The sequence below is a fragment of the Mitsuokella multacida DSM 20544 genome (assembly GCF_000155955.1).
Lineage (GTDB): Bacteria > Bacillota > Negativicutes > Selenomonadales > Selenomonadaceae > Mitsuokella > Mitsuokella multacida.
This window is the reverse complement of the sequence record NZ_GG697141.2, coordinates 94,782-107,115: the sequence shown is the minus strand read 5'-3', so window position 1 is coordinate 107,115 and position 12,334 is coordinate 94,782. Positions and strand designations below refer to the sequence as shown.

The following is a 12,334-nucleotide window of genomic DNA, read 5'->3' as shown; positions in this document are numbered from 1 at the left end:
ATAAAATTACCCCTCTATATATAATGTATAAAAATGGGGGTAATTGTTCGGTGTTTTGTAATTTTTTTTATTTTTTTTCAAAAATTTCATCGAGAGCCGATTTCAATATCTTTGAACGCCTAGAAGCCACCCTTGCACGCTCTATGAGTTGGTTTTTAGCATCAGATTCAGGCATATTCTTCATCATCGTGGCTGCAATATCATACGGAACACGCATTATAAGGCACTCACTGCCACAATCTGCAAAGCAGCTAATCTTATCATACATAAAGCTTTTCACATCCAGTATGTTCTTGGATTGCATCAAGTAGTTCTTTCATTCCTAGTTTGTTCATGCAATAGTCGTACAGCTTGGGATGCGTCTTAGACAGTCGCACAAACCTACGGCTATCTCCCTTTTCAAGATGACATCCAATCGGGCAAAATACACAGCCAGTCCTATCTTCCCCCGTTGTTGCGTATTTCCCATTCTTAGATTTTACAACATTCCCATAGACGCTAGGGATTTTCACACGATGATAAGCAATGTATTCAAGGACATCTTGATTTGTCCAAAAACTCATTGGCTTAGACGATGGATACGTCGCATCAAACGCATTGCAGCCTGTCTTTATCCATGCATTATACCTCAGCCTGGACTCGGAAGCCATTGTTGCTAGTATCGGAAACTCACCAGTCTGTTTTGTGTACTGATGAGCGGGTTTCTTTTTCATTATGTCGCAACAGAAGGGGCTAATCTTGTACGGCGAACCAATCAACCATTTCCATTTCATACTGGACTGCTTGTAGGCATCCTTGTTTCCATGCCTATCAAGCCCATTAAATTTGTTGATTGCCCACAGAGAGCCTTTTCGAGCATAATAAACGTCTAGAGCAACCTCCTTAGACGGAAATACCAAACCTTCATCTTGAATCACTTGAGCAAAGGACTTCTTTGGACGTATGATTGTAATATTTTCAAATGACTTTACATGGTCTTTAACTTCTGGAAACTCTAAGCCAGTATCAACAAATACCCCCCCACTTCTGGGTAAATTTCCCTTGCGATGTGAAGTAATACAGAGGAGTCCTTGCCGCCACTAAAGCTTACATACACTTTGCCGTTATAATGCTCGTGCCATTCAGTGATTCTTAACTTTGTTAACGCCACCTTATCTACCAAGGGGAGCGACTGGAGTTCCTTTAATTCGTCTTTTGTGTGGTTCATTTTTTCTCCTCGTCATCCCCGTCTACGACCTCAAAACTAGCCGCAACGAGTGCCAAAATACCAATATTTGCTACGAGGAGCATAACACACACGGTTGCTCTGAACATCTGCACGCTATTTGCACAGAGCAGAGATACAACTGCCATGAGAACACCAAAGAGAATTAGTAATGCGCCATTATTCATCAGGCTCCACCTCCATACGCTTATTATTCCAGTCCGTAAACAGCTCGTTGGCTTTTTCTTGGACTTTGTGCGAAACCTCTGCGGGATTTCCATTATCATCCACACGCACCGTCATATCCTTCAACGCACCCTCAATGCTATCATCATGAATCGTGATATATATCAAATAAACATCCCCTTATAATTCAATCTAATGGTTCGTATTCCTCTGCAATCCTCGATAAACGTCCACGGAAGTTCCGTGTCAGCTCAACCTTGCGTCCAATGTGCTCAACCATGTAGTTTCCATAGTCAACAAAGCAATGCTCCTTGTTGCCTGGATTGTCACTCTGTCGAGAATCACCAAGCAATACACACTTAGAATCATCATGAATGCGCGTCAACACCAATCGTAAGTCACTCACGCCCATGTTCTGTCCCTCGTCGATGATGACAAGGCAATCCATAAGGTTCACGCCACGGAGATTATTGTCTGTAATGAGCATGACCTGTTCTGTATTGATGAGTGCCTGGATATCCCTCTGTGAAAATCCAAGGACTTCCAGTGCGTCATATGCAGCATAGTATAATTGCGCTGTTTTCTGTTCAAGGTCTCCTGGTAAGTATCCGTTGGCATAGCTGCGCTTGGATGGCTTGATGATATAGATGATTTTACTGATGACACCATTGGCGAGCATATCAATGCCAGCAGCAAATGCAACAGTTGTCTTGCCAGAGCCTGCTTTGGCTTCTACAAAGGTAAATGGAACCTCAAGGATGCTATCGAACATCACATGTTGTTCATTGGACATCTTCTTATAGAAACGGTCACGATCCTTGTTGAACAGCGGAATTTCTTTGTCATTCATGTTATGTCCTCCTAATAAAAAAGACCATAGAGTTCTATGGTCATGGCTATACTATGTATATACATTGTATATCTATAGTATACAATGAGTGTTATTGTATTCTGTTGTAAAGACTATGTTCTTTAAACATAGTTCACTAACGGTTTCCAATCAGATTCATTGGAACACTATACTCATCTCAATGAGTACATAGGTATATCAAGGTTCAAGTTTGCTATCGCAAACACTTACTTCGTAAGTAATTTATTTAATCAAGGGAAGGAATGCAACCCTATTGCCTTACATTGTCTAACCATTAACTCTATAAGAATCATTGTTATCAACGGAAGGACTATGTTTAAAGACTATACGCTTATCGTTGAATACAATGTTATCTATAGAGATTCAATGTATATCCAATGAGTTACTATAGTATACTCTATTGTATCTCTATGTCCCCCTGTAATCCCCCGTGAAGATACACTATCCCCGGGGCACTTCCTTTTCTTCTCTCTTTACGCTGTCACTGCTGCCCAATGGGTATCTATGCATGACTCTGACTTACGCCATGGACGTAAAGATTGAATAGCCCGACTTCCTACGGTCAGGCAGGGAGGTTTCTGACTTACAATGTAGGCCAAGGAAAAGAAGAGAGAAATGCGATGGCTCACGCCTGCGTAGCATTGACACTCAACGCATACTACGGCTCCACCTTCACTCGACTTGGTAATAAAATTACCCCTCTATATATAATGTCGAAAAATGGGGGTATTTGTTCGGTAAATCTCAAAAAAATATAAAAAATTTTTCTGAACGTCCAGATTGTCCTGTGTGCCCATTTAGGAATCACCCGTATCACCTTGTATAAACCCTTGATTTACAAGGGTAGAGCACGATTCTGCAACGAAATGGTAACGGATTACCCTGTTTCACCTTCGATAAACCCTTGTGGCACAAGGGGATTGCGGTGTTTTTTAATGAAATTGCATGAAATTTAATGAGACACAATGAATACGGTGCATGACGTAGAAATTCCAATGAGGTGCGCGGTTTGTGTTGGGACTATGCCGCGAACTTTCCTGACAACGTTTCCCAAATTGGTACGATGAAATGCACCGCCCCATCAGTGTATCCGATTTGCGGACGTATCGATCTCCATCGCGATAACCCATTATATTACGCCATTTACAACCTAATATTACATACAGTAATGTGTCATTGCCTTGTGCGCTGCTGTCATTGTGATACCAATGATGACAATTATATGATAATGCATCTCAATGAATGACATAGATATTCATTGTAACCAGGCGAATTACAACGAGATACCATCGTCAGGATCAATGACTATTCCCTTGATAACATATTGATGAACGTCAATATATTAGTGGTATAGAACGCGCGTCAATCTGTCAACACGCCTGTCATGACAATGGAATATACAACGGTATCTCGTTGTAATCTCATTGGCTACACAACGGGAACTCAACGTAACATCAACGCATACAACGGAAACACAATAAGGATCAATACATGTGAACGGCCATTCATGTGTATTTGGCTGCTTTCATCCATTGAATCAAATTGAATTTAGAAAAACAATTCTACTGATCCCCATCGCGCTTGCGTCGGAATACAATTTCATAGCCAATTGAGTCAAGCATATCTGATAATTGGTTGTAACGCATATTGTTACTATTTACCATTCTATAGAATGTCTGAGATACCATTGACTTGTCATATGCTTTATTATATGCCTTCATTATGTCTAATAATGTTATATCATTATTAGCACATAGTACCTTTAATTTGTGTTTTAATGACATGTTATACATCTCCTATTGCATACTATACATATATGCATTGCATATTGACTGATCCGCTACGTGTCCCCTTGTACTGCACATCTGTTTTGACGCCTTTTTGAAATCAAGAGCATTAATGCGATCGAGTGAGATATGCAGCGATATTGCGATATAATGTGTGTTAATAAGCTGTAACAAGTGATTCTATTGATGTACTATACAGCTATTTTGCGGTATACTATAGTCAAGATAAAGAGAGAGATAAAGAAATAAGACAACCAAATAATGTAAACGCTGTAATGTTGCAGCGAACCAAAATAACGTAGTGAACCGTCGAAAGACTGATTGTGCATGACACGGGCTATGCCTCAGAGATGAGACTACAAACCCGCACGATAGCGATGACAATCCAATGTTAACCTTGTATATACAGTGCTTAATATTGGTACTCAGCGAACACACAACGGATTTTATCCTGCGTCCCTGATTGAGTAACTGAGATTCCCGATGTTGCCAAAGGATCAAAACGGAGGAACGGACAGAATACATCAATATTAAGCCCTGCAATATGATGTTAACTCTATTATAACACATCTGAAAGGGGTTTTCAAAATGAAAGGCTATGAACAGATTTCCATTCAAAACCGTCCGTGCGCTATCGTCTACAAGGGCGAACACTATGCCATCCGTTGGGCGTCTGGCCGTGTCGAACGTATGGCAAAGGCGGACATCGTCAAGAAGTTCCATCTACATCGTGATGCACTTGACCGTCACATCGCTGGCGGCTTCAAACGTCACTGGGCGATGGCCGATGAAGACGTTGTGCGCGTCAATCGTTCCCTTAATTACGTTGAGAATGTCACGTTCTTCATCGTGTCGGCCATTGTCATGATTCCCCAGGTGTTCCTGATTCTCGCCGTTATCATTGGATACATCGACGGCCATGCCTTGCGCCCATATGTCGCGCCCATGGTAGCATTGTCATTGGCTGCAATGTTTGGGGCCGTTGTGATTCCTGAGATTCTTGCCGATAAATTCGACTTTGTATTAGGTATTAAGAGAGAAGCATGAGAAAGGGGATTTAATCATGAAGAAGTTTATGAACACACTCATCAAGTGCAGAAATTGGGAGATTCAAGTATCGAATATATGGCCAGATGGACGTATGTCGGGATGGCTTGAATATGTCGGGGTTATCATTCCTAGCTTTGGCACTTGCATGTCCTTTGCCGCAGACAAGAAAAATGGGAAGATTGTTATTTCTGCTGACTTTCCAGAGTGCCTTCCGAAATATCTGAGGAAGAAAATCAAGTCTGAATATGCTAAGGCATATGGAGATAAAGGGTGACTAATATGAAGAGGTTTATTTACGAGAGCTACACAGAATATTACGGTAACAACTACATCACAACAACAAAAATCTATGCCGTGATCCCCAAGGCGGCACGTAATGCCATTGCGAAAGCAGAGAATTGGGATGGTTGCCATTGGGATGCCCCTGCTGTCGTGTACAGCGAGTCTGTAGAGGGCACAACGATGAGTGACCAGGCCGCCACTGTAATCGACGCGCTAAAAGCAGAAGAATATGAGGAGGATGAGTAATATGAAAACCATTATCAAGCGTATGAGTGTACAGCTCGTTAAGGAATCCTCGCACAAGTACGACGTCCCAAGAACCTTGCATTCTCCAGAAGACGCCGCCGAATTCATTAAGAGCGTTATCGACTTTGACACAGTCCCTTGTGAACTGTTCATTGTCGTGCCCATTGACTCTAAGAGTAAACCCTTGTGTGTTACCGTTGTGACAAAGGGAACGCTAAACTGTTCTCTCGTACATCCTAGAGAGGTTTTCCAGCCTTGTTTGTTGGCAAACGCGGCCGCTTGCTTCGTGTTTCATAATCATCCAAGTGGAGACGTTACGCCAAGCCGTGAAGACAAGGCGATTACAGAAAGACTTGTCAAAGCGGGACATATTCTTGATGTACCTGTTCTTGACCATATCATTGTAGGAGATAATTTCTATTCATTCCGTACGGACGGAACTGAGAGGAGATGTAATATCATATGGTAACCAAAATGAAGTACGTCGCACATTCCTGCAACACGAAAACAGGAGATATTTCACAAACGTATAGTGATCCCCACACCTGTCCAAAGTCCTGCCCGTTTAAGTGTCACGGATGCTATGGTGAAAATTTCACCACTCGCCGCCATTGGGTGCAGAGTAATTGCACATCAAAAACCCTTGCTGACATGATGGAATCAAAAGGCCATACAAAAGTGTTGCGCCACAATGTGGCCGGCGATATGTGTATCCATGACACTGACGAACTTGACGGCGAATTGATTCGCGATTTGTCTAGAGCATATAAGGGTGTTAAGGCATACACCTATACGCATGCTAGCAAGTCGGCAGAGAATTTTCAGCTGATTCACAAGGCGGCAGAAAATGGCTTTGTCATTAATATGTCATGCGAGACATTAAGCCAGGTTATGGAATGCCGTGAAAATCATGTGCCTGCTGTATTGGCGGTATATGAGTGGACACAGAAAGACAAGGCCGCTCGTCGTATTGACGGGATAACCTATAGACTCTGTCCTGCAAGTCATGACAAAAACATGACATGCCGTGATTGTGGCAAGTGTTGGAAGAAAGGAAGGAAAGAAGTCATAGTATTTCCTGTCCATGGAACGAACAAGAAGAAGACGCGAGCATTTCTGATGGACTTTTGATTGCTCTTTGTACGGATTATCCCCATGATAGTCCGCACACTAGAACAATTAAAAGGAAGTGGATAAAAATGGAAAAGGTCATGCTTGTTGTTTTGCTGATCCTGACGATGGTAGCAGGATGGTTTTCCCCTATCGCGCCAGTATTTGACGTAGGTGGGTTTGTTCAGTCCCATACGCTTTTGGGATTGTATGTAATCGGATTAGGTGTTTACATGTATCATAGCCAGAAAGGATGAATTGAAATGAAAAAGATTACGCTGTATTCCTACGAGGAACTGGGCAAGAGTGCCAAGGCAAGCGCATACAGAGTTATGGCGGGCGATCATAACCTTATCATTAAGCAGGAACTTGCAGACTGCGCGAAAATCATCTGCAAGGCGTTCGATGGCATCTATTGGACTGGTGCTAGATTCCTTGGCAAGCAGAATTCTGACATTAACCTGGCTAGCGCATTGGCTACACTTGACGAAATGAATAACGTCGAGCTGAAAAACATTATCATGTCAAATCTGCTCGTTGACCTGAAGTGGAATCAGTACGGCTATTCCGTTGCAGAATGGTTAGACAATGCGTATGTTAAGTATTTCCACAAATATCAGGCTACACCAGAGTGTATCGCGGAATACTGTAAAACCTGCAAGGTTTGGTTCTACGTAAACGGCGCAAGATGCTATGACTTCTAATTGGTAGCCAGAGCCTACAAGGGATAACACTTTTGTAGGCTCTACGGTATCAACTAGTGGTTAACTTTATAGGAGGTAATTGAAATGAGAATGTACTATGCTGAGTATTACGAGTATGGCGTTAACATCTCTTACGAATCGTTTGGAGGTAGAGGAAATGCCTTTACCTTTTACGCATTCGACTCCAAGAAAAAGCGTGATGAGTGGGTTTGCGATAACGAGATGGGCGAATGCTGGAATAAGGTAGCAGCGACAACGAGAAGAATTGTAGAGCATTGCTGTGGCAAGGATTTTGCTATGGTTGAGACGAGAAATAAAGGTGTTTACATCTGCTGCAACAAAAAAGAAGAAAACTATGTGGCCTTGGAATTATTGGAGGGATGATATATGACTATTCTAGAGGTACAGAAGTTAATTCGTTCGCGCTTTACTATGGCGGAAGCCGTAGAGATCGAGAAGGCTATAGAGCATTACATCTCTCGTCGCGTCGATGAAGAGGTTACGGAAAGACATAGCGAGCTAGAGGAAGAGAATGCATCCATCCGCCTGGCTCTAGAAGAGCTAGAGGAAAGCATTAAGGACGTCAAGAAGTCAATGGAGGTTGACGATAAAGTCCAGGAGCTTTTCCCATATGCCAGGGTAACGCATACAAACGTATCCTGCAACGAACATGCCTATAACAGTGGCGTAAACGATGGACATAACGCTATGAGAACACCTGCTATTGGTTAAGGAGGTATAAACATGAAGGAATTCAACACGTTTATTCGTGAATTCACGGAAGATGTACGGAAGGAATACAGGAATCTTGCAAGAGGAACGCCATGCGATGACGTGTATACACTAGGGAAAATCCAACGGATAGCCCTGGAACGTGTTGCGGATCGCTATAAGGTGCATAGGAAGGCAGGGTAATGACATGGAGAGGATTATTTTAGAAGCATATTCTAAGCGGGAAATGTTGGAGAAAATCAAGCGTTTCTACATTGATGGTATCTGGAAAATTGGAGAAGGTGGCACAGTATACAACACGATTGACGGCAAGGAATCCCATTTTCACGTAGAGGAAAGCAACGGCGTTTGGAGGTTTGGCAAATGAAACACGTGTTGACATATAGGCTTATTGGAGAGCCTGAGTATAACAAGGATAGAAAAAGGAAATGGCGTGTCCCCTGCTATTGTCTGGAAACAGAGCACAGGGTATGGGCACTGTATAACCTTGGGGAGCGTCCATTGATTCGTACCATGAAGGATAAGGTTGTACGTTCGGCTGCTGAGAGGAGATGGGAAGAACATGGGAGACATGAGTTTATGGCATGACTTCCTGGATGATGTTCATGCAACGAAGTCGGATAACACATATAAGAACTATCGGAATGCCTTGAGATACTTCAAGGATGGTTCATTGGATGAAATCAAGTTGTTCTTGGAAAATGACCTTGCAGACAGTACGAAAAAGCAAACGCTTAAAGTGCTCTGTATTGCCCTTGAGTATAATGACATGTACGACAAGGCACATAAGAAACTCATCAAGTCCTATAGGCCGAACGTGACTATACAGGAGTGCCCAACGGATAAGGACGTTGAGCTTGTCTGGGGCAACCTGTTAACGCATAGAGATCGAGCTATGTTCGCGCTGATGGCTTACAATGGGTTGCGCGTTGGAGAAGTTGTTGGTTTAGACATGGATGACATACTGAATGGGCATAGGCTGAGACTACGGAACACCAAAGGAAAGCGCGATGCTATCATCCCGTTAGTCCATCCGCGCGTCCTGTCGAGTCTCAAGGCATATATTAAGGAAAGAAAAAGTGAGTCCCCTGCCCTCTTCCTGAATCACAGAGGGGTGCGCATGAGCTGCAATGGCCTTGCACAGTTCATCCGTAACGAGTTCCATGATAACGGCCTGGCATTCCATGCGCATAGCCTGAGAAGGTACTTTGCTAATACCTTGTCGCGTAATGGGATACCCGTGCAGGACATACAGGTTGCCATGAGACATGCGAGTATCACAACGACAATGGGATACTTGAATATAGACGAAGATAAGACAAGGGATATTTTAAGGGAGGTATATGGTCATGTTCTATAAAGGTGAACGAGTATACACTATGAAGGAATTCAAGAAGATTATCGGGGTGAGTTCATACAACGGCGTTCATTCATTCTGTAAACGCCATGGGATTGAACCTATGAAGTTAACACGGGCAGAGTCGGTCATGTTTGGGGATGAGAATAGGACTAGCAGGAAATACCCTAGAGGAATCCTGTTATTCACGACTGGCGACATGGATAAGGCATTGAGCGTACAGGGATTTGGCAGGGAGTTGGTTCAGGCAAATCCAGTTGGAAATGTCATGTCATTTTCGTGTTCGGAATTTCAGCAGCTACGTGTCATTGAGGATGCGAATGGGAATCCCTGGTTTGTTGGCAAGGATGTTGCCGAAGACTTGGGGTATTTAAAGGAAAGGAATGCTATCAGGGAACATGTTTACGATGAAGATAAGGCGTTACTGAAGCAAAAGAATGGCATGGGAATTGTTGTAGTAAATGAGAATAGTTCTAAAAGCCCTGTTTTAGGGCGTTTAGGCAACAATGGTAATTCTAAAGGTCGCAAAACGCGACGTTTGGAAATCAATGGTATAAATGAGAATGGTTCTAAAGTACGGGAATCACGTACTTTGGGAAATCCATTCCCCTCTCCTATCAATATCACAGGACTCAATGTGCCGCCGAGAGGACTCACAATAATCAATGAGTCAGGTATGTACAGCCTTATCTTTGGCAGCAAACTGGAATCGGCGAGACGGTTCAAGCATTGGGTAACATCGGAAGTCTTGCCGTCCATTCGTAAGACTGGCAGCTATTCCATGAAGGAATCTGATGACTCTACGTCGAATACAGTGGATGAGAAACTGGACGAGATCGTGAAGCAGATTCGGAGTATCAAAGCATACCTTATAACAAGGGATACGGCACAGGTATTGGTCAGCAGACAGATGATGAAGGAATGATTGCAGCTGTTATTTTGTTTACCTTTTTTGATTGTATGGTCAACTGGTGAATAAAAACAGGAAATTTAAGCAACTGAAAGGATGCTCAAATATGAATAAAAGTGTAGCAATATGCTAAAGACTCAAAGAATCCATTGAGTTAGTTTGTGCTGACTTTACAGCAGTCGGAACGGCTGGAAATAAGCCAGAGGCGGTTGAAACAGTCCGTCTAACTACGGGATAGAACCCTGATGGTAGCCGTTGGACAGTGGTAAATGCGAGAACCAAGCAAGGTTGGCGAACCAATACGCAAAAACAAAATATTATGAAAGGAGAAAGCTACTAGATGTAATTGGCAGAATATCACAAACAAGATACTGTCAATATGTACCGATGGCTAGTCGGGAATTTACGCCTTTGGAGTATCACTCAAACGTTAGTAGCCTGTCTTTTGACGGCGAGGACGGATATGATGAACAAGGAACTACAAATCGTGAGATTGTAGCAAAACATCTTAGCATAGGCACATTTATCTATGTTTTAAGTAGCAGATGATGAAGGAATGATTACGGCAGGGATTATATTTACGTTTTTAGTAGTATGGGCAACTAGTAAATGAAATAGGAGTGATTACGATGAAGAAATTCAAGAGGGAATATCTTATTGAGGAGCTTGGTCTCCCATATAGTTTGTGTAACGAATATTTCATCGAGGATACAATTGACTACGCTGATTGTGGCCTGGTCGACCATACGTTGATTTTCAGGGACGTAGACGGAAAGACATATCGAGCTAGTTATGATAAACCAGAGGAGCCAGAGGATTGGACGCCTTGGGAAGACGAAGAGGAAGTCGAATGTCAAGAGGTTGTCCCTGTAAAGACAATCAAATGGGTAGATAAGAAGTAATAGGAGCGAGTGTTATGACAAGATTGGAAAATATAATTAAAGAAGTAGAAACTATGAAGGAAATTACTTGCGATGCCGTACTACTACTCACGAACATCAATGTGGTAGATGTCCACTTTATTCGTCGGTTCATGGATGTAGGTTTGATTATGTGTTAGACGAACTTGAATACATCCGCAGGAAGTAATAGGAATAGGAGGATGATTACAATGAAAGCAACGATTGAGATTGATATCAATGCAGAGAACAAATACGGCCATACGACTTTATCATTCGGACCAGGGAATACTATTGCGGCTGACCTTATGGATGATGAATTTGACAGCGTATCTGCTATTACGGATGCATTGAAAGAAATCATGGCCGACTACATCGAGAAGGACATGAGAAAGAAACTGGAAGAGGAGGATGATTGACAATGCTTTGGACAGATGGCAATGGAAATTGGACGAACGACGTTAGAACCGCAAGGAATGAAAACTACTACAATCCGTCCGCAAGAGAATTGTATGACTATATCGAAAAGGAAACAGACAAGGCTGACTCCTGGGATGTCGTTGACAGCGATGCATACGACCAGTTAGCTTATTATTGTGGCCGTGATATTGATGACTACGACAATAGAGAAGACCTTATGGGTGATTGCTTGTTGTCTATCGAGAAAGAGGAGGAGAAATAAAATGACTATGGACAAGAACACCAACAAGAAGAACCTATTCTATGCAAAGTTCTGGAGCCGTGGTGTTGGCTGCGGCGGTTTTAGTTCTTATGCGTTCACGAGCGACGAGGAGCGTGAGAAATGGATGCATCAACGTCGTTTTGTCATTGCCGAGGAAGAAGGCGACCCTGTAGTATGCTATGCAGACTACGAAGATATGCAGAAGTCCTATGGGAACAACTTCTGTGTTATACTTGACAGGATGAGCCAGACCATTACGTTTGCACTCGCCGTGAAGCGATTATGATTAATAGGGAATTTGATGTAGAGTATAT

At 42.7% G+C, this 12,334-nt stretch carries 22 protein-coding genes; 17 read left to right on the top strand and 5 right to left on the bottom strand.

Going from position 1 to position 12,334, the window contains the following annotated elements; all coding sequences use genetic code 11:
• Positions 1-67: 67 nt before the first annotated feature.
• The 5 genes from MITSMUL_RS00630 to MITSMUL_RS12000 all read right to left on the bottom strand — a co-directional run bounded on the left by MITSMUL_RS00630 (position 68) and on the right by MITSMUL_RS12000 (position 2,240).
• On the bottom strand, positions 68-268 hold the full coding sequence (locus tag MITSMUL_RS00630; protein ID WP_040635207.1) for a hypothetical protein: 201 nt from the start codon (positions 266-268) through the stop codon (positions 68-70).
• Positions 261-917 (bottom strand): phosphoadenosine phosphosulfate reductase domain-containing protein, encoded by a 657-nt coding sequence (locus MITSMUL_RS12260; protein ID WP_084778520.1) that lies wholly within the window; start codon positions 915-917, stop codon positions 261-263. Before MITSMUL_RS12260 ends, MITSMUL_RS00630 begins: the two co-directional genes overlap by 8 nt.
• Before the next feature lie 286 nt (positions 918-1,203).
• Positions 1,204-1,392 carry a hypothetical protein gene (locus MITSMUL_RS00620; RefSeq protein ID WP_005838997.1) on the bottom strand — a complete coding sequence of 63 codons (189 nt, stop codon included), beginning with the start codon at positions 1,390-1,392 and terminating at the stop codon, positions 1,204-1,206.
• Positions 1,385-1,558, bottom strand: a complete 174-nt coding sequence (locus tag MITSMUL_RS12620; RefSeq protein ID WP_005838996.1) for a hypothetical protein — start codon at positions 1,556-1,558, stop codon at positions 1,385-1,387. The genes MITSMUL_RS00620 and MITSMUL_RS12620 overlap by 8 nt, the downstream gene beginning before the upstream one ends.
• Positions 1,559-1,577: 19 nt before the next feature.
• A complete protein-coding gene (locus MITSMUL_RS12000; protein ID WP_005838995.1) occupies positions 1,578-2,240 on the bottom strand; it encodes a PhoH family protein in 663 nt (220 codons plus the stop codon).
• A 2,396-nt stretch (positions 2,241-4,636) separates the two neighbouring features.
• Between MITSMUL_RS12000 and MITSMUL_RS00605 the strand changes: the two genes are divergently transcribed.
• The 17 genes from MITSMUL_RS00605 to MITSMUL_RS00535 all read left to right on the top strand — a co-directional run bounded on the left by MITSMUL_RS00605 (position 4,637) and on the right by MITSMUL_RS00535 (position 12,306).
• The gene (locus MITSMUL_RS00605; protein WP_005838992.1) at positions 4,637-5,095 is read left to right on the top strand and encodes a hypothetical protein; all 459 of its coding nucleotides are present in this window, start codon (positions 4,637-4,639) and stop codon (positions 5,093-5,095) included.
• Between the two features lie 16 nt (positions 5,096-5,111).
• On the top strand, positions 5,112-5,372 hold the full coding sequence (locus MITSMUL_RS00600; protein ID WP_005838990.1) for a hypothetical protein: 261 nt from the start codon (positions 5,112-5,114) through the stop codon (positions 5,370-5,372).
• Positions 5,373-5,377: 5 nt separating this feature from the next.
• Entirely contained in the window at positions 5,378-5,626 is a 249-nt protein-coding gene (locus tag MITSMUL_RS00595) for a hypothetical protein (protein ID WP_005838988.1), read from the top strand.
• 1 nt (position 5,627) lies between these two features.
• Complete coding sequence (locus MITSMUL_RS00590) at positions 5,628-6,095, top strand: JAB domain-containing protein (RefSeq protein ID WP_147653053.1); 468 nt, start codon at positions 5,628-5,630, stop codon at positions 6,093-6,095.
• Positions 6,096-6,100: 5 nt separating this feature from the next.
• A complete protein-coding gene (locus tag MITSMUL_RS00585) occupies positions 6,101-6,757 on the top strand; it encodes a DUF7227 family protein (protein ID WP_156779525.1) in 657 nt (218 codons plus the stop codon).
• Positions 6,758-6,825: 68 nt separating this feature from the next.
• Positions 6,826-6,993, top strand: a complete 168-nt coding sequence (locus MITSMUL_RS12615) for a hypothetical protein (protein ID WP_005838983.1) — start codon at positions 6,826-6,828, stop codon at positions 6,991-6,993.
• 6 nt (positions 6,994-6,999) lie between these two features.
• Complete coding sequence (locus MITSMUL_RS00580) at positions 7,000-7,440, top strand: hypothetical protein (protein ID WP_005838981.1); 441 nt, start codon at positions 7,000-7,002, stop codon at positions 7,438-7,440.
• Between the two features lie 84 nt (positions 7,441-7,524).
• Positions 7,525-7,824, top strand: coding sequence for a hypothetical protein (locus MITSMUL_RS00575; protein ID WP_005838980.1), 300 nt, complete (start codon positions 7,525-7,527; stop codon positions 7,822-7,824).
• A gap of 3 nt (positions 7,825-7,827) precedes the next feature.
• The gene (locus MITSMUL_RS00570) at positions 7,828-8,172 is read left to right on the top strand and encodes a hypothetical protein (protein ID WP_005838978.1); all 345 of its coding nucleotides are present in this window, start codon (positions 7,828-7,830) and stop codon (positions 8,170-8,172) included.
• A gap of 12 nt (positions 8,173-8,184) precedes the next feature.
• Entirely contained in the window at positions 8,185-8,355 is a 171-nt protein-coding gene (locus MITSMUL_RS12610; RefSeq protein WP_005838976.1) for a hypothetical protein, read from the top strand.
• A 4-nt stretch (positions 8,356-8,359) separates the two neighbouring features.
• Complete coding sequence (locus tag MITSMUL_RS00565) at positions 8,360-8,539, top strand: hypothetical protein (protein WP_005838974.1); 180 nt, start codon at positions 8,360-8,362, stop codon at positions 8,537-8,539.
• A 195-nt stretch (positions 8,540-8,734) separates the two neighbouring features.
• Complete coding sequence (locus MITSMUL_RS00560; RefSeq protein WP_005838972.1) at positions 8,735-9,532, top strand: tyrosine-type recombinase/integrase; 798 nt, start codon at positions 8,735-8,737, stop codon at positions 9,530-9,532.
• A gap of 19 nt (positions 9,533-9,551) precedes the next feature.
• Positions 9,552-10,454 carry a BRO-N domain-containing protein gene (locus MITSMUL_RS13130; RefSeq protein WP_187115569.1) on the top strand — a complete coding sequence of 301 codons (903 nt, stop codon included), beginning with the start codon at positions 9,552-9,554 and terminating at the stop codon, positions 10,452-10,454.
• Positions 10,455-11,068: 614 nt separating this feature from the next.
• Positions 11,069-11,341, top strand: a complete 273-nt coding sequence (locus MITSMUL_RS00550) for a hypothetical protein (protein ID WP_005838969.1) — start codon at positions 11,069-11,071, stop codon at positions 11,339-11,341.
• Positions 11,342-11,550: 209 nt separating this feature from the next.
• The gene (locus tag MITSMUL_RS00545; RefSeq protein ID WP_040635203.1) at positions 11,551-11,757 is read left to right on the top strand and encodes a hypothetical protein; all 207 of its coding nucleotides are present in this window, start codon (positions 11,551-11,553) and stop codon (positions 11,755-11,757) included.
• 2 nt (positions 11,758-11,759) lie between these two features.
• Positions 11,760-12,020 (top strand): hypothetical protein, encoded by a 261-nt coding sequence (locus MITSMUL_RS00540; RefSeq protein ID WP_005838965.1) that lies wholly within the window; start codon positions 11,760-11,762, stop codon positions 12,018-12,020.
• Between the two features lies 1 nt (position 12,021).
• A complete protein-coding gene (locus MITSMUL_RS00535; protein WP_005838963.1) occupies positions 12,022-12,306 on the top strand; it encodes a hypothetical protein in 285 nt (94 codons plus the stop codon).
• The last annotated feature ends 28 nt before the right edge of the window (positions 12,307-12,334 follow it).